Origin of the sequence: Paenalicyclobacillus macrosporangiidus (assembly GCF_900116805.1) — a bacterium.
Taxonomy (GTDB): Bacteria; Bacillota; Bacilli; order Alicyclobacillales; family Alicyclobacillaceae; genus Alicyclobacillus_H; species Alicyclobacillus_H macrosporangiidus.
The window spans coordinates 26978-49546 of record NZ_FPBV01000017.1 but is presented as its reverse complement, the minus strand read 5'-3'; the positions used below and the strand labels follow the sequence as shown (position 1 = coordinate 49546).

The 22569-nt window shown below is 67.3% G+C and carries 21 protein-coding genes; all 21 read left to right on the top strand.

Annotated elements, in window-relative coordinates; genetic code table 11:
* The first annotated feature begins 9 nt into the window (after positions 1-9).
* The 21 genes from BM357_RS13690 (at position 10) to BM357_RS13590 (ending at position 22535) form a co-directional block, all read left to right on the top strand.
* Positions 10-2064 carry a sigma-54 interaction domain-containing protein gene (locus BM357_RS13690; protein WP_074954640.1) on the top strand — a complete coding sequence of 685 codons (2055 nt, stop codon included), beginning with the start codon at positions 10-12 and terminating at the stop codon, positions 2062-2064.
* A gap of 249 nt (positions 2065-2313) precedes the next feature.
* Entirely contained in the window at positions 2314-3423 is a 1110-nt protein-coding gene (locus tag BM357_RS13685) for a Glu/Leu/Phe/Val family dehydrogenase (protein ID WP_074954537.1), read from the top strand.
* On the top strand, positions 3416-4843 hold the full coding sequence (gene lpdA, locus BM357_RS13680; RefSeq protein WP_074954637.1) for a dihydrolipoyl dehydrogenase: 1428 nt from the start codon (positions 3416-3418) through the stop codon (positions 4841-4843). The genes BM357_RS13685 and lpdA overlap by 8 nt, the downstream gene beginning before the upstream one ends.
* Before the next feature lie 30 nt (positions 4844-4873).
* Positions 4874-5890, top strand: coding sequence for a thiamine pyrophosphate-dependent dehydrogenase E1 component subunit alpha (locus BM357_RS13675; protein WP_074954534.1), 1017 nt, complete (start codon positions 4874-4876; stop codon positions 5888-5890).
* Positions 5880-6863 (top strand): alpha-ketoacid dehydrogenase subunit beta, encoded by a 984-nt coding sequence (locus tag BM357_RS13670; protein WP_074954531.1) that lies wholly within the window; start codon positions 5880-5882, stop codon positions 6861-6863. The genes BM357_RS13675 and BM357_RS13670 overlap by 11 nt, the downstream gene beginning before the upstream one ends.
* Positions 6864-6899: 36 nt before the next feature.
* The gene (locus tag BM357_RS13665; protein WP_074954528.1) at positions 6900-8189 is read left to right on the top strand and encodes a dihydrolipoamide acetyltransferase family protein; all 1290 of its coding nucleotides are present in this window, start codon (positions 6900-6902) and stop codon (positions 8187-8189) included.
* 183 nt (positions 8190-8372) lie between these two features.
* The gene (gene lipA, locus BM357_RS13660) at positions 8373-9359 is read left to right on the top strand and encodes a lipoyl synthase (RefSeq protein ID WP_074954634.1); all 987 of its coding nucleotides are present in this window, start codon (positions 8373-8375) and stop codon (positions 9357-9359) included.
* Entirely contained in the window at positions 9356-10066 is a 711-nt protein-coding gene (lipB, locus tag BM357_RS13655; protein ID WP_245783997.1) for a lipoyl(octanoyl) transferase LipB, read from the top strand. The genes lipA and lipB overlap by 4 nt, the downstream gene beginning before the upstream one ends.
* 143 nt (positions 10067-10209) lie before the next feature.
* The gene (locus BM357_RS13650; protein ID WP_074954525.1) at positions 10210-11871 is read left to right on the top strand and encodes an acyl-CoA mutase large subunit family protein; all 1662 of its coding nucleotides are present in this window, start codon (positions 10210-10212) and stop codon (positions 11869-11871) included.
* A 31-nt stretch (positions 11872-11902) separates the two neighbouring features.
* A complete protein-coding gene (gene mce, locus BM357_RS13645; RefSeq protein ID WP_074954522.1) occupies positions 11903-12742 on the top strand; it encodes a methylmalonyl-CoA epimerase in 840 nt (279 codons plus the stop codon).
* Entirely contained in the window at positions 12739-14280 is a 1542-nt protein-coding gene (locus tag BM357_RS13640; RefSeq protein WP_074954519.1) for an acyl-CoA carboxylase subunit beta, read from the top strand. Before mce ends, BM357_RS13640 begins: the two co-directional genes overlap by 4 nt.
* Positions 14277-15419, top strand: a complete 1143-nt coding sequence (locus tag BM357_RS13635) for a M20/M25/M40 family metallo-hydrolase (RefSeq protein WP_074954516.1) — start codon at positions 14277-14279, stop codon at positions 15417-15419. The genes BM357_RS13640 and BM357_RS13635 overlap by 4 nt, the downstream gene beginning before the upstream one ends.
* Positions 15420-15442: 23 nt before the next feature.
* Positions 15443-15994 (top strand): NUDIX hydrolase, encoded by a 552-nt coding sequence (locus BM357_RS13630; RefSeq protein WP_083430520.1) that lies wholly within the window; start codon positions 15443-15445, stop codon positions 15992-15994.
* Positions 15991-17151 (top strand): endonuclease Q family protein, encoded by a 1161-nt coding sequence (locus BM357_RS13625; RefSeq protein WP_083430519.1) that lies wholly within the window; start codon positions 15991-15993, stop codon positions 17149-17151. Before BM357_RS13630 ends, BM357_RS13625 begins: the two co-directional genes overlap by 4 nt.
* Before the next feature lie 67 nt (positions 17152-17218).
* Positions 17219-17881, top strand: coding sequence for a stage II sporulation protein M (gene spoIIM, locus BM357_RS13620; protein ID WP_175511538.1), 663 nt, complete (start codon positions 17219-17221; stop codon positions 17879-17881).
* 31 nt (positions 17882-17912) lie between these two features.
* On the top strand, positions 17913-18239 hold the full coding sequence (locus BM357_RS13615) for an RNHCP domain-containing protein (protein ID WP_139234727.1): 327 nt from the start codon (positions 17913-17915) through the stop codon (positions 18237-18239).
* 30 nt (positions 18240-18269) lie between these two features.
* Positions 18270-18503 (top strand): hypothetical protein, encoded by a 234-nt coding sequence (locus BM357_RS13610; protein WP_139234726.1) that lies wholly within the window; start codon positions 18270-18272, stop codon positions 18501-18503.
* 86 nt (positions 18504-18589) lie between these two features.
* Positions 18590-19480 carry a site-specific tyrosine recombinase XerD gene (gene xerD, locus BM357_RS13605; protein WP_074954501.1) on the top strand — a complete coding sequence of 297 codons (891 nt, stop codon included), beginning with the start codon at positions 18590-18592 and terminating at the stop codon, positions 19478-19480.
* Positions 19481-19573: 93 nt separating this feature from the next.
* Positions 19574-20770: a phosphopentomutase gene (locus BM357_RS13600; RefSeq protein ID WP_074954498.1), complete on the top strand. Its 1197-nt coding sequence runs from the start codon at positions 19574-19576 to the stop codon at positions 20768-20770.
* Between the two features lie 71 nt (positions 20771-20841).
* Positions 20842-21036 (top strand): DUF1540 domain-containing protein, encoded by a 195-nt coding sequence (locus BM357_RS13595; RefSeq protein WP_074954495.1) that lies wholly within the window; start codon positions 20842-20844, stop codon positions 21034-21036.
* 218 nt (positions 21037-21254) lie between these two features.
* Positions 21255-22535 (top strand): D-alanyl-D-alanine carboxypeptidase family protein, encoded by a 1281-nt coding sequence (locus tag BM357_RS13590; protein WP_074954492.1) that lies wholly within the window; start codon positions 21255-21257, stop codon positions 22533-22535.
* Positions 22536-22569 lie beyond the last annotated feature (34 nt).

Below are 22569 nucleotides of genomic sequence, written 5' to 3'. Positions count from 1 at the left end.
ATGGCCGTGATTCACGTGGTGATTGTCGGGGGAGGCCGCGGCGGACGGCGGTGGATTGAGGCGTTGGCGGATCACCCCGAGGTGGTCATCGACGCCGTGATCGACCTGCGCGAAGACGCGCCGGGGATGCAGTTGGCCCGGGCGTTGGGGTTGACCGTGGGCCGGGACTACCGGCGCGTGCTGGCGCGGCTCCCGGAGCCGGTGGACGTGGTGCTGGAGGTGACCGGGCAGCCGGAGGTGTACGCAGACCTGCTCGCACTGGTGCCCGGTGCGACGGTGATCAGCGGACCCGCGCTGCGCTTCTTCACCCTGTTCATCGAAGACAAGATGGCGTTGATCCGACAGCTGCAGGCGCAGCGGCGGGAGTTGGAGCGGGTGGTGGAGGCCACCCACGATGGCATGATTGGGGTCGACCGGGAGGCGCGCGTCGTCTTGTGCAACGCCGCGGCCGAGCGGTTGTTGGGACGGAACCGGGACCAGGTGCTGGGCCGTCCCGTGACCGACGTGATCCCGAATTCCCGGTTGGCGGAGGTGTTGGTGCACGGCAAGGAGGAACTCAACCAGGTCCAGAAGCTGGGCGAGATTGAGATTGTGACCAACCGGGTGCCGCTGTTCGACGACGAGGGGCGCATCGTCGGTGCCATCGCCACGTTCCGCGATGTGACCGAGCTGCGCGCTCTGGCCGCCGAGGTGACCAATCTGCGCGAGGTGCAGACGCTGCTGGAGGCCATCATTCAGTCGACCCAGGATGCGATCTCGGTGGTGGACAAGGACGGGCGGGGGCTGCTGATCAATCCGGCCTACACGCGCCTGACGGGGCTGCGGCCGGAACAGGTCCTCAACCAGCCTGCGGACGTGGACATCGCGGAGGGGGAGAGCATGCACCTCAAGGTGTTGCGCACCCGGCAGCCGGTGCGCAATGTGCCGATGAAGGTGGGCCCGATGCGCCGCGAGGTCCTGGTCGATGTGGCGCCCATCCTCGTCGGCGGGGAGTTGCGCGGCAGCGTCGGCGTGATTCACGACGTGTCGGAGATCAAGCGCCTGACTGAGGAGCTGGAGCGGGCCAACAAGCTGATCCGCACCATGCAGGCCAAGTACACCTTCGAGGAGATTGTGGGCAAGAGCCCGGCCATCGCCCTGGCGGTCGAACAGGCCAAACGCGCTGCACAGACGCCGGCGACGGTACTGTTGCGCGGCGAATCGGGCACGGGCAAGGAGCTGTTCGCCCACGCCATCCACAACGCCAGCGACCGCCGGTACCAGCCGTTCGTGCGGGTCAACTGCGCGGCGCTGACCGACAGTTTGCTGGAGAGCGAGCTGTTCGGCTACGAAGAGGGCGCGTTCACCGGGGCGAAGAAGGGCGGCAAGCGCGGGCTGTTCGAGGAGGCCAACGGGGGGACGCTGTTTCTCGACGAGATCGGCGAGATGTCGGTGGCCACCCAGGCGAAGGTCCTGCGCGCCCTGCAGGAGCGGGAGATCGTCCGCGTGGGGGGAACGCGGCCCATCCCTGTCGACGTCCGCGTGATTGCCGCCACCCATGTGAACCTGGAGCAGGCGGTCGCGGAGGGGCGGTTCCGGGAAGACCTGTACTACCGCTTGAACGTGATCCCGATTGTGATCCCGCCGCTGCGGTACCGTCTGGAGGACATCGAGGCGTTGGCGATGCACATCATTCAGCGGCAGAACCAGGCGTTTGGACGGAACGTCACGGAGATCGCCAAAGGCGCAGTGGAGCTGTTGCAGCGCTACCACTGGCCGGGGAACGTGCGCGAACTGGAGAACACCATCGGCAGGGCGATGATCCACATGCGCTACAGCGACACGGTCCTGGAGGCGCATCACCTGCCGCTGCTCAACACGCCGCCGGTTCCGCCGGGCCATGCGGACCAGGGCGGGGCGTTGACGTGGACCGGAGGGACGCTCGAGCAATTCCTCCGCCGGGCGGAACGGTCGGCCATCGAACAGGCCCTGCGGGCGACGGGCGGCAACAAGACGGAGGCGGCCAAACGGCTGGGCATCTCGGTGCGCAGCCTGTACTACAAGCTGAAGGCGACGGAGGAGTGAGGGAGAAAGCGGCACGTGTCGAATGAAAGCGTTTGCCTGCAATAGATTGCGCGATGCGCAAAATTTTGCACACCGACGCCGTCCATGTGCGCATGGACATGCAGCGTGCGGCCGGGTCGAATCTGGCATTTCACCGGCAGTTTGGCGTTGGCACGCGGTTTGCTTTATCCTGGAGGCGGCTGTGCCGTGGGGTTGGTTTGGATTTCCTGATCTTCATGGTATGCTTGTACACCGAGGAGGCAACCCGACATGGAGCTGTTCTCGTACCTGGAGCGGCACGATTATGAACAGGTGGTGTTCTGCCACGATGGCGCGGCGGGCCTGAAGGCCATCATCGCCATCCACGACACCACGCTTGGCCCGGCGCTCGGCGGCTGCCGGATGTGGACGTACGCCTCTGAGGAGGAGGCGCTGGTCGATGCGCTGCGTCTGGCGCGCGGGATGACGTACAAGGCGGCCGCCGCGGGATTGAACCTGGGCGGCGGCAAGACGGTGATCATCGGCAATCCCAAGACCGACAAGTCGGAGGCCCTGTTCCGGGCGCTCGGCCGGTACATCCAGAGCCTCGGCGGCCGGTACATCACTGCGGAGGACGTGGGGACGAACGTCCACGACATGGACCTCATCCACCTCGAGACCGAGTACGTCACCGGGGTATCGCAGGCGTACGGATCGAGCGGGAACCCGAGCCCGATGACGGCGCTGGGCGTGTTTCGCGGCCTGCAGGCGACCGCCAAGGTGGTGTACGGCAGCGACGACGTGGCCGGGCGGACGGTGGCCATCCAGGGGCTCGGCAGCGTCGGGTGGGCGCTGGCCGAACTGCTGCATCGGCACGGCGCGAAGTTGGTCGTCACCGACATCCATCCGGACGTGCTTCGGCGGGCAGAGGCGGAGTTCGGGGCGCAGGTGGTGGCTCCGGCCGAGATTTTCTCGGTGGCCTGCGACATCTTCTCGCCGTGCGCGCTCGGCGCCGTGCTCAACGACGAGACCATCCCGCGGCTGCGCTGCGAGGCCATCGCGGGTTCGGCGAACAACCAATTGGCCGAGGATCGGCACGGGGACATGCTGCATGAGCGGGGCATCCTGTACGCGCCCGACTACGTGATCAACGCCGGGGGGCTCATCAACGTGGCGGACGAACTGGAGGGCTACCAACCGGAACGGGCGCGCCAGAAGGTGGAGCGGATCTACGACATCCTGTTGAACCTGTACGACCTTGCCGAGCGGGAGGGCATTCCGTCGCACCGGGCGGCCGATCGCATGGCCGAGGCGCGCATCGCCCAGATGCGGCAGGTGCGGAGCACGTTCATCCGGGGAGAAAGAGACGCATTGAGCCGGAAGGGGGATGCGCGTGGCTGAGGAGAACTACGACCTGGTGGTTATTGGCGGCGGCATCGGGGGATACGCGGCGGCCATCCGCGCTGCGCAGCTGGGGTTGAAGGCGGCGGTGGTGGAGCGCGACAAGCTGGGCGGCACCTGCCTGCACCGGGGGTGTATCCCGAGCAAGGCGCTGTTGCGTACGGCGGAGGTGCTCGCCACGGCCCGCGAGGCTGCGGCATACGGGGTGGACGCCGGCGAACCTCGCCTGAACCTCGAACAGGCGATGGCGCGCAAGCAACGCGTGGTGGACCAACTGTACCAAGGCGTGCAGCATTTGATGAAAAAGCACGGCATCGACGTCTTCCACGGCACCGGGCGCGTGATGGGGCCGTCCATCTTCTCCCCGCAAGCGGGGGCGGTGGCGGTGGAACACGGCGGGGAGCGGCAGATCCTCACGCCGCGGTTCACCCTGATTGCCACCGGTTCCCGCGCGAAGGCGTTGCCGGGGCTGCCGTTCGACGGCGAGCGGATCCTCTCGAGCGATCACGCATTGGAACTTCCGCGCCTGCCGGGCTCTATGTTGATTGTGGGCGCGGGCGCCATCGGTGTCGAGTGGGCGTCGATGATGGCCGACTTCGGGGTGCAGGTCACCCTGGTGGAGGCGCTGCCACGGGTGTTGCCGCAGGAAGACGAGGACATCTCCCGGGAGGTGGCGCGCCTCTTGAAAAAGCGGCGGGTGCGGGTGCTCACCCGCGTGCGCGTCGAGACCGACACCGCCGCGTTGGACGGGGACGGTTTCTCGGTCGACGTGGTGCAGGCGGACAGCGGCGCCCGGGAGCGGGTGTCCGCGGAGGTGGTGCTGGTGGCCATCGGCCGAGAACCGGTCACGGACGGGCTCGGGCTCGAGGCAACCGAGGTGCGGACGGAGCGGGGCGCGATTGTGGTCGACGAACACTACCGCACCAAGGAACCGAACATCTTCGCCGTCGGAGACGTCATCGGCGGTGTGCAACTGGCGCACGTGGCGATGCACGAAGGCATCCACGCGGTCGAGGTGATGGCGGGCCGGGCTCCGCGGCCCGTCGACTACACCCTCATCCCCCGCTGCACCTACAGCCGCCCGGAGGTGGCGAGCGTGGGGCTGACCGAAGCCGAGGCCCGAGCGCGTGGCTGCGACGTCACGTGCGGCAAATTCTCCTTTCGCGCGAACGGGAAGGCGCTGGTATACGGCGAGCCCGACGGCTTCGTGAAGGTGGTGGCGGACCGGGAAACGGACGACGTGCTCGGGGTGCACATGGTCGGGCCGCGGGTGACGGACCTGGTGTCCGAGGCGGCCCTGGCCCGGGTGTTGAACGCGACGCCGTGGGAAGTGGCGCACACCATTCACCCGCATCCCACCTTGTCGGAGGCCCTGGGAGAGGCGGCGCTGGCCATCGATGGACGGTCCATTCATGGCTGAACCACCGGAATCGGAGAGAGGGGTTGTACGATGGCGGAACCGTTGAGGCACCGTGCGCTGGGCCTGACGGATGAAAAGGTGCTGGAGATGTACCGCTACATGGTGCTGACCCGCGCGCTCGACGAGCGCATGTGGCTGCTCAACCGCGCGGGGAAGATTCCGTTCGTGATCTCGTGTCAGGGGCAGGAGGCGGCACAGGCCGGTGCGGGATTCGCGCTGGACCGGGAACGGGATTGGCTGTGCCCGTACTACCGTGACCTGTGTCTGGTTTTGATCTGGGGGCACACCGCCCGGACGGAGCTGTTGGCGGCGTTCGCCAAAGCCGAGGATCCCAACAGCGGCGGCCGCCAGATGCCGGGGCACTACGGGGATCGGAAGCTGCGAATCCTCACCGGATCGAGCCCGGTCGGGACGCAGATCCCGCACGCGGTGGGCGTGGCGTTGGCGGCCAAGATGCGCGGCGAAAACACCGTCTGCTACGTGTCCTTCGGCGAGGGCACGAGCAACCAGGGGGATTTCCACGAGGCGCTCAACTTCGCCGGGGTGCATCGGCTGCCGGTGATCTTTTTCTGCGAGAACAACAGGTACGCCATCTCGGTACCGGAGCAAAAACAGCTCGCCTGCGCCAACGTCGCGGATCGCGCCCCGGGGTACGGGTTCGAGGGCGTCATCGTCGACGGGATGGATGCGCTCGAGGTGTACCGGGCGGTGAAGCAGGCGGCCGACAAGGCGCGCGCGGGGGGCGGACCCACCTTGATTGAGGCGAAGACGTACCGGTTGGCGCCCCATTCCAGCGACGACGACGACCGCACCTACCGCTCGCGGGAAGAGGTCGAGGAGGCCCGCCGAGGTGACGGGATCGCGCGGATGAAGGCCTACCTGATGGACGCGGGGCTGCTCGACGAGGCGGAGGACGAACAGTTGCGGCAGCGGATCCGGGCGGAGATCGACGAGGCGACGGAGTACGCGGAACGGGCGCCGTACGCCGATCCAGCGACGCTCACCCGGTATGTGTACGCCGAGGAGGGGTGGGCGGATGGCCGTTAAGCTGTACATCGAGGCGATCCACGATGCCCTCGCCGAGGAGATGGCGCGGGACGAGCGCGTGTTCATCCTGGGAGAGGATGTCGGGGTGCGCGGCGGCGTGTTCCGAGTGACGCAGGGGCTGCAGGAGCGGTTCGGGGAGTACCGGGTCCTCGACACGCCGTTGACGGAGTCGGCCATCGTCGGGGTGGCCATCGGGGCCAGCGCCGCCGGGCTCATTCCCGTGGCCGAAATCCAGTTCGCCGATTTCATCCTGCCGGCGGTCAACCAGATCATCTCCGAGGCCGCCAAGATCCGGTACCGGTCGAACAACGACTGGCACTGCCCGATTGTCGTGCGGGCCCCGTACGGCGGCGGTGTGCATGGGGCGCTGTATCACTCGCAGAGCGTTGAGGCGCTGTTCACCCACGTGCCGGGGTTGAAGGTGGTCGCGCCGGCGACGCCGGCGGACGCCGCGGGATTGCTGCGGTCCGCCATCCGGGATCCGGATCCGGTGCTGTACTTTGAACACAAGAAGCTGTACCGGTCGGTGCGCGGCGAGGTGCCTGAAGCCGGAGAACCGGTTCCCATCGGGCACGCAAAGGTCCAGCGGGAGGGGAGCGACCTGACGGTCATCACCTACGGGCTCGGCGTGCACCTGGCGTTGGAGGCGGCGGAACAGGTGGCGGCGGAGGGCGTGTCGGTGCACATCCTCGATCTCCGCACGCTCCGCCCGCTCGACGAGGAGGCCATCCTGGAGGCGGCGCGCAGAACCGGCAAGGTGTTGATTGTCCACGAGGACAACAAGGTGTGCGGCGTGGGGGCCGAGGTGTCCGCGCTCATCGCGGAACATGCCCTGTTCGATTTGGACGCGCCGATCCGCCGGTTGGCCGGTCCGGAGGTGCCGGCGATGGGGTATGCACCGACGTTGGAAAAGGCGTACATGCTGAGCGTGGACGGGGTGGCGGAAGCGATGCGGGCGATGGCCCGGTTTTGACGCAGGTGCCGCCAGGGCACGAGGAGGTGGCTGCACATGCCGGACGTGAAGATGCCTCAATTGGGCGAGAGCGTGACGGAAGGCACGATTGAAAAGTGGTTGAAGCGCGTCGGGGAGCCGGTCGCGAAGTACGAACCCTTGGCCGAGGTGGTCACGGACAAGGTGCGCGCCGAGATTCCGTCGGATTTCTCGGGCGTCTTGGCGGAGATCTTGGTGCCGGAAGGCGAGACGGTGGGCGTGGGCACCGTCATCTGCCGCATCGCGGAGGACGGGACGGACACCGGCGGGGAGGGCCGTACCGGCGAAGCCCCCGACCGGGAGACCGTTCGGGAGGAACGCGGACGGGCGGATGCGGAAGGCCGCGCGGGGGGTTCGGCCGGCGGGACCGCGCCCACCGGGCGGCTCCGGTACTCGCCAGCTGTCCTGCACCTGGCCCGCGAACACGGGATTGACCTGGAGAAGGTCACGGGCACCGGAGAGGGCGGGCGGATCACGCGCAAGGATGTGCTCGCGTACATCGACCGGATGCACGAGGCCCGGGCCGGTGAAGCCGCGGCGGAAGGCGAACGCGTTGCCGAACCGGCGACCTTAACCGAACGTCCTGCCGCAAGGAGGATACAGGCGCAGGACGACGTGGAGGTGATTCCCGCCAGCCCCGTTCGCCGCATCATCGCCCGCCGGATGGTGGCGTCCAAGCACGAGGCTCCGCATGCGTGGACCATGGTGGAAGTGGACGCCAGCGGCTTGGTCGCGCTGCGTGAACGGGTGAAAGCCGATTTCGAGCGCCGGGAAGGCGTGCCGCTGACCTATCTGCCCTTCTTCATCAAGGCGGCGGTGGAGGCGTTGAAGCAGTTCCCGACGGTCAACGCGGCGTGGATCGACGACGCCATCCACGTGCACCGGCGCATCCACGTCTCCATCGCGGTGGCGACAGACGAAGGGCTGCAGGTTCCGGTCATCCGCGACGCGGATCGGTTGAGCATCGCCGGACTGGCCCATGCCGTGCACGATTTGGCGGTTCGCGCCCGCGCCGGGCGGCTGACCCTGGCGGATGTGGAGGGAGGAACGTTCACCGTCAACAACACGGGGGCGTTCGGATCGGTCCTGTCCCAGCCGATCCTCAACGTGCCTCAGGCAGCCATCCTGTCGGTGGAGGCGATTGTGAAGCGGCCGGTCGTCATCGACGACATGATTGCCATCCGGAGCATGGTGAATCTCTGCCTGTCGCTCGATCACCGCGTGCTGGACGGCTGGGTGGCGGGGCAGTTCCTTCGTGCCATCAAAGAGCGGGTGCAGTCCTACGGGGAGGACACCGCTCTGTACTGAGACGAGGACCGGCGCGCACATCACCCGGTCCCTCCGGCGCCCCGGGGTGCTCGAACACTCCGGGGCTGCTTTGCTTTGGCCGGGAGATGGTCTACACTAAGGGGTGTTACCAGGCCGGTCCACCCCAACTTGCGGATGGGGTGGCGACACGGCACGAGGAAGGTGAACGGCGTGAACCCCAAGCTGCTCGAGAAACAACGCCTGAAGGAGGCGGCCATCCGGGAACAGGCGAAGAACCGGCCGGATTGGCTGAAGGTCCAAATCCGCACGGGCCCGAACTTCAAAGATTTGAAGAACATCATGCGCGGCCGCTCGCTGCACACGGTGTGCGAGGAGGCGCGCTGTCCGAATATCTACGAATGCTGGGAACACCGGACGGCCACGTTCATGATCCTGGGCGACGTGTGCACCCGCGCGTGCCGCTTCTGCGCCGTCACCAGTGGCCGCCCCAGTCATGTCGACCTGCTGGAGCCGAAGCGGGTCGCGGACGCGGTGGTGGCGATGGGGCTGCAGCACGTGGTGGTCACGAGCGTGGCTCGCGACGACCTGGAGGACGGCGGTGCCTCGGTGTTCGCCGCGACCATCCGCGCCATCCGCGAGCGCGTGCCCAATTGCGGGGTCGAAGTGCTGATCCCCGACTTCCAGGGGAATTGGGACGCCCTGCGCGTGGTCATGGATGCGTCTCCCGACATCCTCAACCACAACGTGGAGACGGTGCGGCGGCTGTCCGACCGGGTCCGTTCCAAGGCCAAGTATGACCGGTCCCTGGAACTCCTCCGGCGCGCCAAAGAGATGCGGCCGGACATCCGGACCAAATCGAGCATCATGGTCGGCGTCGGGGAGACCTTTGAGGAGATCCTCGAGACCATGGACGACCTGCGGGCGGTCCAGGTGGACATCCTGACCATCGGGCAATACCTGCAGCCGACGAAACAGCACCTGATGGTCGAGAAGTTCTACACGCCGACGGAGTTTTTGCGCCTGCGCGGCGAAGGCTTGAAGCGGGGCTTCGCCCACGTGGAGTCCGGCCCTCTGGTGCGCAGCTCTTATCATGCGCACGAGCAGGTCCTGCGCGCGGACGGCGTCCCGCTGCAGGCGCTGGCGCCCGAGGAGCGGGCGCGGCACCTCGCGGAGGCACAGGATGAGCGGGTGCAGGAGGGAACACGGTGAGTCACGAAAGATCGGTGCGTTGGGTCAGCTTGGGGCGTATGGACTACGACGAGGCCCTGGCCATTCAGACGCGCCAGGCCGAGCGGTTGTTGCAGGGGGAGGACGAGGCCCAAACGGTGTTCGCGGTCGAACACCCGCCCACCATCACGGTGGGCCGCAGCGGCACGTTCGATCACATCCTCGCCGGCCGGGAACGTCTGCGCGACATGGGCGTCGAGGTCCGCGAGGTCGACCGGGGCGGGGATGTCACCTACCACGGTCCGGGCCAGTGGGTGCTCTACCCGGTGCTCCATTTGGCGCCGTGGGGCAACGACATCGGCCGCTACGTGCGAATGCTGGAAGAGGTGGTGATCCGGGCCCTGGCGGAGGTGGGCATCACGGGAGACCGCGTCAAGGAGTACCCGGGCGTCTGGGTGGGGCGCGATAAGGTGTGCGCCATCGGCGTGCGGGCCCGGCGCCGGACGAGCGGCGAGTTCGTCACGTATCACGGGCTGGCGCTGAACGTCAATACCAACTTGGCCCATTTCAATCTGATTGTCCCGTGCGGCATCGCCGACCGCGGGGTGACCTCCGTGCAGCGCCTGCTCGGCCGGGAGCAGCCCTTTTCCGAATGGGAAGCCAGGCTGCGGGCGGCCTTTAACGCGGTGTTCCTCGAGGACGGCGCGGACGTGGATGTCGCCGCGGACGAAGCCGCGGAAGCGAGGTGATCGGTGCGATGTCCCTGGCGGTGACGGCGGCCATCATGGCCGCGGCGGCGGTGGTGATCATGGGCGTCATCTGGATCTTGGGCGGTGTCGTCGGGCGGAATCGCCATTGATTGGAGTGCGGACCGACAGAAGGGGGCGTGTGCATGGCGAATTTGGACGAACGGACACGGGCTTGGCAGGAGCGGGTGGAGCGCTCCCTGGAGCAGCGTCCGGAGCGCAAGGAACGCTTTGTCAACGGATCGGACATTCCCATCCAGCGGTTGTACACCCCCCGCGACGGGGTGCAGACGGAGGAGGAGTACCTCGAGAAGCTCGGCTTTCCGGGTGAGTACCCGTACACGCGGGGCATCCAGCCGACGATGTACCGGGGCCGCCACTGGACCATGCGCCAGTATGCCGGTTTTGGTTCGGCGGAGCAGACGAACCAGCGCTTCCGCTATCTGTTGGAGCAAGGCCAGACGGGATTGAGCACGGCGTTCGACCTCCCGACGCAGATCGGTTACGACGCGGACCACCCGATGGCCCGCGGGGAGGTCGGCAAGGTCGGGGTGTCCATCTCGTCGCTCGCCGACATGCAGACGCTGTTACAGGGCATCCCGTTGGACCGGGTGTCGACGTCGATGACCATCAACGCTCCTGCGTCCATCCTCCTGGCCATGTACCTGGTGGTGGCGGAGCAGCAGGGCGTGCCGTGGGACAAGGTGTCCGGCACCATCCAAAACGACATCCTCAAGGAATACGCCGCGCGCGGCACCTACATCTTCCCGCCCAAGCCGTCGATGCGGCTCATTACCGACATCTTCGAGTTCTGCTCGAAGGAGGTTCCGCACTGGAACACCATCTCCATCAGCGGGTACCACATTCGGGAGGCGGGCTCGACGGCGGTGCAGGAGGTGGCGTTCACCCTCTCGAACGCCATTGCCTACGTCCAGGCGGCGATTGACAAGGGCCTCGAGGTGGACGAATTCGCACCGAGGTTGTCGTTCTTCTTCAACGCCCACAACGATTTCTTCGAGGAGATTGCGAAGTTCCGCGCCGCCCGGCGGATGTGGGCGAAGATCATGCGGGACCGCTTCGGCGCGAAGTCGCCGCGCGCCCAACAACTGCGGTTCCACACGCAGACGGCCGGCAGCACCCTGACGGCGCAGCAGCCGGACAACAACGTCGTGCGGGTCACCGTTCAGGCGATGGCGGCCATCCTCGGCGGCACCCAGAGCCTGCACACCAATGCCCGCGACGAGGCGTTGGCGCTGCCGACCGAGGAGTCCGCCCGGCTCGCGCTGCGCACGCAGCAGATTCTCGCGTACGAAAGCGGTCTCACGGATACCGTGGATCCGCTCGGTGGCAGCTACTACGTGGAGGCGCTGACCGACGCCATCGAGGAGGCGGCGTGGAAGTACATCAATTACATCGATCAGTTGGGCGGCGCCGTGGCGGCGATCGAGCAGGGCTACATCCAGCAGGAGATCCGGCGCGCCGCCTACGACACGCAGATGGCGATTGAGCGCGGCGACCAGGTGGTGGTCGGCGTCAACCGGTTCACCGTGGAACAGGAGCGCCAGCCGGAGCTCCTGCGCGTCGACCCGAACATCGGCCGCGTCCAGGCGGAGCGCCTGGCGAAGCTGCGGGCGGAACGCGCGCAGGAACCCGTCCGGGAGGCTTTGGCCGACCTCCGGGCGGCGGCCGAGGGGACGGCCAACCTGATGCCGAAGATCATCCAGGCGGTGCGGGTGTACGCCACCTTGGGCGAGATCTGCGACACCCTGCGCCAGGTGTTCGGCGAGTACCGCCCGGCGGTGTTCTGAGGCGGGATCTGAGACAGATGGGGGCAGAACAATGCAGCAGATACGCGTGTTGATCGCCAAACCGGGCTTGGATGGCCACGACCGCGGGGCGCTCGTCATCGCCCAGGGGTTGCGGGATCAGGGCATGGAGGTCATCTACACCGGGCTGCGCCAGACGCCGGAGCAGATTGTCGACACGGCCATCCAGGAGGACGTCTCCTGCATCGGGCTGTCCAGCCTCTCGGGGGCGCACATGGAGCTGTTTCCGGAGGTGGTGCGGGTGCTCCGGGAGCGCCAGGCGGACGATATCCTCGTCATCGGCGGCGGCGTCATCCCGGAGGCGGATATCCCGGCCCTGCAGGCCGCGGGGATTGCGATGGTGTTCACGCCGGGAACCCGGATTGAGGACGTGGCGTCGTTCATCCGGTCGCACGTCAGGCTCCGCGACCTGGCGGACGTGCCGCCAGTGGAGCCGGTGGCGAAGCAGGTGGATCACATCGGCATCGCGGTGCGCAGCATCGCTGAGGCGCTGCCGTTTTACACCCGGCACCTCGGCCTGACCGTCGATCACGACGAGATCATCCCGGATCAGAAGGTGCGCGCGGTGTTCGTCCGCGCCGGGGATCTCCATCTGGAGCTGCTCGAGCCGACGTCCCCAGACAGCCCGATTGCACAATTTCTCGACAAGCGCGGTCCAGGTCTGCACCACGTGGCGTACCGCGTGGACGACATCGACCGGGCGCTGGAAGCCCTGAAGGAGGCGGGCGTGAGGCTGATCGACGAGCGGCCGCGACCGGGCGGGTTGGGCAAGCGGATCGCGTTCATCCATCCGAAGGAGGCCCACGGCGTGTTGACGGAGTACTGCCAGCGCACGGGGGAGGCCGCGGAATGACGGAGGACAAGGTGTACGAACTGCAGGACCGCCGGCGCCGCGCGGAGTTGGGCGGCGGCGACCGGCGCATTCTGCAGCAGCACGAGAAGGGGAAGCTGACCGCGCGCGAGCGGATTGAAAAATTGCTCGACGAGGGGACGTTCCGGGAGCTGAACCTGTTCTCGGCCACGCGCGTCCACTACGACGGGGAGCCGGTGGACGCCCCCGGCGAGGGGGTCGTCACCGGCTGGGGAGAGATTGACGGCCGGACGGTGTACGTGTTCGCGCAGGACTTCACCGTCTACGGCGGCGCCCTCGGCGAGGTGCACGCTCAGAAGATCGTCCGCGTCATGGACCTCGCGGCCAAGACCGGGGCGCCGGTCATCGGCCTCAACGATTCGGGCGGGGCCCGCATCCAGGAGGGCGTCGTGTCCCTCGACGGCTACGGCCACATCTTCTACCGAAACGCCGTCTATTCGGGCGTGATCCCGCAGATCTCCGTGATCATGGGCCCGTGCGCCGGAGGCGCCGTGTACTCCCCGGCCATCACGGATTTCATCTTCATGGTGGAAGGCACCAGCCAGATGTTCATCACCGGCCCCAAGGTGATTGAGACCGTGACGGGCGAGAAGATCTCGAGCGAGGACCTGGGCGGGGCGCGGGTCCAGGAGGGCGTCAGCGGGGTCGCCCACTTCACGGCGGCGAGCGAGGAGGAGGCCCTTTCTCAGGTGCGGCGGCTGCTCAGCTTCCTGCCCTCGTCCTGCAAGGAGCGCCCGCCGCACCGCGAGACCCCATTCACGTGGGCGCCGGACGACGCTCTGCTCGAACTGGTGCCGGAGGACGGCACGCGCGTGTACGATGTCAAGGACGTGATCCGCCGCGTGTTGGACGACGGGGATTTCCTCGAGGTGCAGCCGGCGTTCGCGCGCAACGCGGTGGTCGGGTTCGGGCGCATCGGCGGGTACGTCACCGGCGTGATCGCGAACCAGCCGAAATTCATGGCGGGCGGGCTCGACATCGACTCGTCGGACAAGATTGCCCGTTTCATCCGCTTCTGCGACTCGTTCAACATCCCGCTGGTGACGTTCGTCGACGTCACCGGATTCATCCCCGGCGTCAAGCAGGAGCACGGGGGTATCATCCGGCACGGCGCGAAGGTGCTGTACGCGTATTCGGAGGCGACGGTGCCGAAGGTGACGGTGATCCTGCGCAAGGCGTACGGCGGGGCGTACGTGGCCATGAACAGCAAGGCCATCGGGGCGGACCTGGTGTACGCGTGGCCGGGTGCGGAGATCGCGGTGATGGGCCCGGAGGGGGCGGCGAACATCATCTACGCGAAGGAGATTGCGCAGAGCGCGGATCCGGATGCCACGCGCCAGCGGCGCATCCAGGAGTACCGGGAGCGCTTCGCCAACCCGTATGTGGCGGCCGGAGCAGGGATGGTGGACGACGTGATTGATCCGCGGGAGACGCGCATCAAGCTGTACGAGGCGCTGCGCGTGTTGGCGGACAAGCACGAGACGCGGCCGGCGAAGAAGCACGGGAACATCCCGCTGTGAAGTCGGACGCGGTCATCGACGAGCGGGCGCTCGCGGAATGGCTCCTGGACCTGCTTCGCCTGGACAGCCCGCCGCTCCGGGAGGCCGCAGTCTGGCGCCGGTGCGCCGAGTTCCTGCGGGGGCTCGGCTTCGACGTGTGGGACGACGGCGCCGGGGCGCGCATCGGCGGGGCGTGCGGCAACCTGATGGCGGTGCGGCGGGGTGTTCCGGACCGGCCCGCCGTGCTGTTGTCGGGGCATCTGGACACGGTGGAAGACTGCGCCGGGGCACAGCCCTACGTCGACGCCGAGGGCGTCATCCGCAATCGCCTGCCGCGCCCGCTCGGCGCCGACGACAAGGCGGGGGTGACGGCCATCCTCTTCGGAATCGCCGGTGCGGTGCGCGGCGGCAACCCGCACGGCGATCTGTGGGTGGTCCTGACGGTGGCCGAGGAGCGCGGCCTGTTGGGTTCGCGGCACCTGCGGCGGGACGCCATTCGGGCGGAGGTGGGGCTCGCGCTGGACGGTGACGGGCCCCTCGGGACGGTCGTCACCCAAGGCCCGGCATTGGCCCGCTGGCGGGTGTCGTTTCGTCCGCGCGGGGAGTCGTCTGACGCGCCGGCCCTGCGCCGTGTCGCCATGGCGGCGGCATCGCGCGTCACCGGCGCGACTGCTGGGCAGGGCCTCCGCGTGCGCGTCACCGCCATTTCGCCGGATGCGGAGGCGGGGACGGGCGGGCTGGTGCTGCGCGGTGAGGTGAGCGCCGCCTTCCGGAGGGATGCGGTTCGCGCGTGGATGGAAGCGTTCGGCCCGCTTGAAGCGGCCGCGCGGGCGCTCGATTTTCGGTGGACGGCCTCGGTGTCCTGGCTGTCGCACGGATTCGCGCTGCCGGAGGATCACCCGGCGGTGGTGCGGGCGGAGGCGGCGCTGCGAGCGGCCGGGGTCCGCCCCACGCGCGTTGCGGCCGACGGCGCGAGCGACGCTGATGTGCTGTGCCATCTCGGCATCCCCACGGTGAACATCGGAATCGGCTGCGTGGACAGCCACAGGCCGGGAGAACACATCCGGATCGCGGACGTGGCGGCAGCCGCCCGAGCGGTTGCCGCCTTCGTCCACGAAGTCACACCGGATTCGGCCGGCCCTGCGAACGATCCCTCATGACGCACTTCGGAGAAGGTGGAAACATGGACAATTCTTTGCAGGAGCGGGTCCTGGAACGGACGCGCGTGTTCAGCGGCCGGATGATCCAGTTGGAGACGTGGCGGGTGCGGCTGCCCGACGGGCGGGAGGCGGGCCGCGAGGTGGTGCTGCATCCGGGGGCGGTCGCCATCCTTGCGGAGCCGGAACCGGGGGTGGTGCTGTGCGTGGAACAGTATCGGACGGCGACCGGGGAGACGCTGTTGGAGATCCCGGCGGGAAAACTGGAGCCGGGGGAGGCGCCGGCGGCGTGCGCCATGCGGGAGCTGGCCGAAGAGACCGGGTACACGGCCGAAACGCTCACGCAGATTGCGTCCTTCTTCACGAGCCCGGGGTTCGCGGACGAACAGGTCCACCTGTTTTACGCCACGGAACTCACCCGGGGCGACGCCCATCCGGATGCGGATGAGTTCGTGCGGCTGCGTCCGGTGACGAAAGACGAGGCGAGCGCGTGGGTGGCGGAGGGGCGCCTGCGGGACGCCAAGACCCTCGTCGCCTTCCTGTGGTGGCTCGGGCAGCCAGGAGCGGCGAAGCGGTGAACCGCTACTTCTGCGACTTTCACATCCACATCGGGCGGGCGATGGGACGGCCGGTGAAGATGGCGGCCGCGCCTTCGCTCACCCTCGATGCCGTCCTGGATCACGCCAGGCGGCGCAAGGGACTCCATCTGATCACCGTGATCGACGCCGTATGCACCCCGGTGCTGGCCGAGCTGGAGGCATGCGTGCGCGACGGGCGGCTGCAGCCGGTACCGGGCGGCGGCCTGGCGACGGAGCAGGGCCTCGTCATCCTGCTCGGGGCCGAGGTGGAGGTGGCGGGCCCGACGGGTGGCGCGGCGCACTTCGGGGCGTGGTTCGGAGACCTTGCGGCGGCGCGGGACTTTCATGACTGGCTTGCGACCGTGCAGACGAACCCGGGGCTCTCTTCCCAGCGCGCGAGCGTGGATGCGGTCCGGCTCGAGCGCGAGGTGCTGGACCGCGGTGGCCTGTTTGTCATCCATCACGCATTCACGCCGCACAAGGGAATGTACGGGAACTGCGTCGCGCACATGGCGGACATGGTCGATCCCGCCGGCGTCGCGGCGCTGGAGCTGGGCCTGTCGGCGGACACCGACATGGCGGATTGCCTCAGTGAACTTGAGGACGTCACCTTTCTCTCCAATTCGGATGCGCACTCGGTGCAGCGCATCGCCCGCGAGTACAATGCGCTCCACATGGCCCAGGCCTGCTTTGCCGAGGTGAGGCGGGCCCTGGAACGACGGGACGGGCGGGGCGTGGCGGCGAACTACGGGTTGACGCCGGCCCTCGGCAAGTACCACCGGACCGCGTGCGCTGCCTGCGGACGGCCATGGCCGGACGGGCAGGGGGTGTGTCCATGCGGCGGACGACGACGAACCGTGGGCGTGTTCGACCGGCTGCTCGAGGTTCGGGATCGGGAGACACCGGTCCACCCCGTCCACCGGCCGCCTTACGTCCACCAGATTCCCCTGGAGTTCGTCCCCGGACTCGGTCCCAAGTCGCGGGAACGCCTGTTTTCCGCATTTGGGACGGAGATGGCCATCCTGCACGAGGCGCCCGTGGAGGCCCTGGCGGAGGTGGTCGGGGAGGTGCTGGCCCGGCGGATCGACGACGCCCGTTCGGGCCGCCTCCCGGTGCGCACGGGCGGCGGCGGCGTGTACGGGAAGGTGTTGGCGTAAGCGCATGAATACGGGACGGGCCGCATAGGGATGGGGATAGGTTGGACAGGGAGGAGTGACGTGTCCCGTGATCCCCATCCCAGCGGCGGGCATCCCATGGGCCGGGCGCGCGGCGGACGGCTGGCGGTGGTTGTGCGCGCGCGGCCGGCCGTTTTGGCGCGCCTGGACGTTCTTGACCGCGGTGGTCCTGTGTGGGCTGGTGTTCGGGGGCCTGACCGCCGGGCAGCTCAATGCAGCGGATACCGCCGTGCTGGCGCGTTCGGTCCAGGAGCTGCTGACGGCCGTCGGCCAGCATCAGCTCGCCCCGGCGCACACCCTGTGGTGGCAGCGCATGATGGGGGACGCGCAGCTCCTCGCCCTGTTGTGGTTGTTCGGGGTGTCGGTCATTGGGCTGCCGTTCATCGTCATCGCCCTGTTTCTGCGCGCGTTCGGCGTCGGTTTTGCCGTGGGCTTCACCGTCCTGCAATTCGGCTGGCGCGGCCTGGTCGTCGCCGCCGTCGCCGTGTTCTTGCATCAGCTGCTCTCCATGACGGCGCTGTTGGGGGCGGCGGTGGCGGCGCTGCGCTTCTCGGCGGACATCCTGCGCCAAGTGCACACGCGCCCGCGGCTTCCCATGGCGCTCCTGCAGTACAGCGCCTGGTTCCTGGTCTGTCTCGGCGGCCTCATGGCGGGGGCGTCCGTGCAGGCGTACGTGGCGCCGACTCTCTTGACCGCGGCGTTCACCCCATGAGGCAAGCGTGATTTTCGACTGGCGAGGAGGCGTGGCTTTGAAGCGGTTCACCCACCGCAACGAGTCGTTCACCTGCGCCCACTGCGGCGCCGAGGTGCCGGCGGCAGCGCGCACCTGCCGAAACCATTGTCCGTTCTGTCTGTATTCGCTGCATTTGGACGTGTTCCCCGGTGACCGGGCGGCGGACTGCGGTGGCCTGATGGCACCGGTGCGCGTGACCTACCACAGCAAGAAGGGCTATCAGATTGTCCACCGGTGTGAACGGTGCGGTCACGAATCGGTGAACATCGCGGCGTTGGACGATCCGGTTCAACCCGATTCCCTCGACGCCTTGATGGCGCTGATGCGGCGAGGCTGATTCCCTGCGTGGATGAGGGAGGAACCCATGGTGGCGGGAAAATTGTGGCGCCTGGTCGGATGGCTTTTGAGCGGGTTGGTCATCGCCCTCAGCGTGTACACGCTGCAGCAGGCGGCGGGGCGGGTTCCTGCGCGCGATCCGTACGCACTCCCGCACGCCCCCTACGCCTCGGTCAGCCAAGGGAACCTGGGGGGCATGCGCGCGGCGGCACGGGCGTTCGGGCAGGCGGTCCTCTTCCGGTGGCGGGAAGACGGGTTGCGCTGACGGCCCCAGGGGGCCCGGGCAGGACTTTGGCTCACGATGTGGAATAGGGAATAGGCACGCAGGTGAGTCAAAGGAGATTTTTGCACATGAATGAGTGGATTCCCCGGTTTGCGGATTACCTGGCAGTGGAAAGAGGGCTGTCCGCCAACACACGAGAATCGTATCAACGGGACCTGAAGGCGTTCTGCCTCTACCTGCAGGACACGTGGCAGGTCACGCCCGAATGCGCCCGGCAGCCGCACATCGCGGGATACCTCGCGCATCTCCGGGCGCAGGGCCGGGCCGCGACAACCGTTTCGCGCAATCTGGCGAGTCTGCGCTCGTTCTATCATTTCTTGCTGCGGGAGGGTCAACTGTCCCAGGACCCCACCGTGCACATCGATTCGCCCAAGGTGGAGAAACGTCTGCCAAAGGTTCTGACGGTGCACGAGGTGGAACGCCTGTTGGACGCGCCGGACGTGGCGACTCCGAGCGGTGCCCGAGACAAGGCGATGCTCGAACTGCTGTATGCCACCGGCATCCGGGTGAGTGAACTGGTGTCCATCCGCGTGTCGGACGTCAACCTCAGCGCCGGGTTCATCCGCTGTATCGGCAAGGGGTCGAAGGAGCGGATCATCCCGGTGGGCGACATCGCCCGCAGGGCGCTCCTGCATTATCTGCAGTTCGGCCGCGGGCAGTTGGTGAAGGACGGCGATCCGCCGGAACTCTTTCTCAATCATCACGGACAGCCGATGTCACGCCAAGGTTTCTGGAAATTATTAAAAAAATACTCCCGTTCTGCCAACATCCTGAAAGACATCACGCCGCACACGCTGCGCCATTCGTTCGCCACGCACCTGCTGGAGCGCGGCGCCGATCTGCGCGCGGTCCAGGAGATGCTGGGGCACGCCGACATCTCGACGACGCAGATCTACACGCACGTGACGCGCACACGCCTGAAAGAGGTGTACCTGAGCGCCCATCCCCGCGTGAAGTGACGCCTGGCGGGGGATGGACGCGAGGACCGGAAGGACACAATGATCGGGGATGGGGCGCACCGGCGCCCCCTTTGTATTGCGGGAGGCGAGGGCATGGAGAAGAAACGGTGGATCTGGATTGTGCTGGACAGCGTCGGCATCGGGGCGGCGCCGGACGCGCATCGTTACGGTCCGGGCGACGCGCACAGCCACACGCTGCGCCACATCGCAGAGGCCGTCGGAGGATTGCGGGCCCCCCACTTGGCGGCGATGGGCCTGGGCTGCATCTCTGCCATCCCGGGCGTACCGTGTGAAACGTCTGTCGGCGCGTACGGGCGAATGCGGGAAAAGTCCTGGGGGAAGGACACCACCAACGGCCACTGGGAGTTCGTCGGGGTGGTGCTGGACCAGCCGCTGCCGGTGTATCCGGAAGGTTTCCCGCCCGAAGTGATGGAGCCGTTTGAACGGTACGTCGGAAAACCCGCATTGTGCAATCGCCCCGCGTCGGGAACCGAGGTGATTGAGCAGTACGGCCCGGAACACCAGCGGACCGGCCGGCCCATCGTCTACACGTCGGCCGACAGTGTGTTTCAGGTCGCTGCCCACGAGGAGGTGGTGCCGGTCGACGTGCTGTACGACTGGTGCCGCTACGCGCGCTCCATCCTCACGGGGCCGCACGCCGTGGGCCGCGTGATCGCGCGTCCGTTCACAGGGTCTCCGGGGCGGTACCAGCGGACGCACCGGCGGAAGGACTTTTCACTGACGTTCGGGGAGACGGTGCTCAACCGGGTGGCCGCCCGCGGATACCCGGTGACCGGCATCGGAAAGATCGCCGACATCTATGGCGGATCGGGCATTACGGAGGCAATTCACACGGAGAACAACATGGACGGCGTCGACAAGCTCATCGCGCAGCTCGACCGCCAGGACGAGGGCATCGTGTACGTGAACCTGGTGGATTTTGATATGTTGTACGGTCACCGCAATGACCCGGTCGGATTTGCGCGGGCCGTGGAGGCTTTTGACGCCCGTCTGCCGGAGATCCGGGAGCGGGTGCGGCCGGGCGAGGTGTTGTGCATCGTGGCGGATCACGGCTGCGATCCGACGACTGAAGGGACCGACCACACGCGCGAATGGGTGCCGCTCCTGTTGTGGACGCCGGGCATGCGCCGGGGCGTGGCCCTGGGAGACCGCGAGACGTTCGCCGATGTGGGGGCGACACTGGCGGAGTATTTCCAGGTGGACCCGCCCCCGGTGGGGCGAAGTGTGTTGGCGCAGGTGTTCGGTGCGGACGAGACGCCTTCCGTGTAGGCGGGTCTAGTCCCCGGCGTCCGCATACGTCCGCCCTCTCCGCGGCATCCTGTGAGGGGGAGGGATGGCAGATGCCAAAGGGTGTCCGATGCGTGGTCGAGGAGTGCGTGTTCAACGAACGTCACGACTGCGTGGCCGACGAAATTGAGGTTCGGTCCAACGGCAACGATATCGTCGGCACGCCGAAGGGGACGGAGTGCGGGACCTTCCGTTTCCGGGACTTCGACGACGGCCGGCCGGCCAGTCGGCCGCACGTCCACACATGACGAACCGGTTCGGGGGTCTGTCGGGGGGCAGAGCGAAATGCCAGGACAGCGGAATGCGAAGGCGCATTCCGCTTTTTTACGTTCGGCGGAGGCGTGATCCGTCGTGCCAACGGCCAGTCGGTCTGATAGAAACCGAGGGGGCCGCGCACACTACGCCCAGGGAGACCGGCGGAACCCGGGTCCGCCGGAGAACACGTGCATCGAAAGGGGCTGAGCAGATGGGACGTGGTGCAAGGCGCGGATGGCCGGCGGCTGGCGCGTTGGCCTTGTTGTGTTGTCTGATGTCGGGGACGGCGGGAGCGCAATCCATCCCGGCAGCGGTGGGCGGGACCTTGTCGGCGGCCGGGCACGGACCGGCTGCAGCGGCGAGCGTGGAGATCCGTCCGGTGCGCGAGGTGCAGCCGGATGCACAGGAGGATGGGACGGACCTGGCGCATGAGTCCAGAGCCGCGGTGGTGATGGACTACGCCACGGGGAAGGTGTTGTTCGAGAAGGACGCGCATGAGAAGTTGCCGATGGCGAGCATCACCAAGGTGATGACCCTCTTGTTGGTGGCTGAAGCGATTGACAGTGGACGGCTGCGCTTGACAGATTCCGTGAAGACCAGCGAGTACGCGGCCAGCATGGGCGGTTCCCAGATCTTCCTCGAGCCCGGGGAGACCATGAAGGTCGAGGATCTCGTGAAAGGGATCGCCATCGCCTCGGCCAACGACGCCTGTGTCGCCCTGGCGGAACACCTGGCGGGCAGCGAGGAGGCGTTCGTGCGCCAGATGAACCGCCGGGCCCGGGAATTGGGGATGGACGACACGCATTTCGCGAACTGCAACGGGCTCCCCGAGCCGGATCACTACAGTTCCGCCCATGACATCGCCATCATGTCGCGAGAACTGTTGAAGCACGAGTGGATCACGAAGTACACGTCTGTCTACAGCGACTATCTGCGCAAAGACACCGAACACCCGTTCTGGCTGGTCAACACCAACAAGCTCGTCCGGTTTTATCCCGGCGTGGACGGGCTGAAGACGGGATATACGGCAGAAGCGAAATACTGCCTGACCGCCACGGCGAAGAAGGACGGGTTCCGGGTGATTGCCGTGGTCATGGGCGCGCCGAAACCGTCCGTCCGCAACCGGGAGGTCAGCGAACTGTTGAACTGGTCGTTCAGCACCTTTACGTCTCAAGTCCTGTACAAAGCGGGCCAGCAGGTGGCCACCGTGCACGTCCTACACGGCACGCCGGAGACCATCCCGGTGGTGACGAGCGACACCGTCGGGGTCATCCACAGGCGGGGAGAACACCCTTCCTTGCAGACCCAGATGGCGATTGACGATCTTGAGGCACCGGTACGACCCCGACAGGTCGTGGGGGAACTGAAGGTCGTGGACGGTGAGGATGTCGTCGGGTCTTGCCACCTGGTCGCCGGAAGCGGTGCGCGCCGGGCGGGCCTGTGGGAGACCTTCGGTCGCACGGTCCGCGGCATGGTCACCTTTGGACGCTGAACCTGGCCCGTGCGTGAAGCGTCAAACGCGTTCG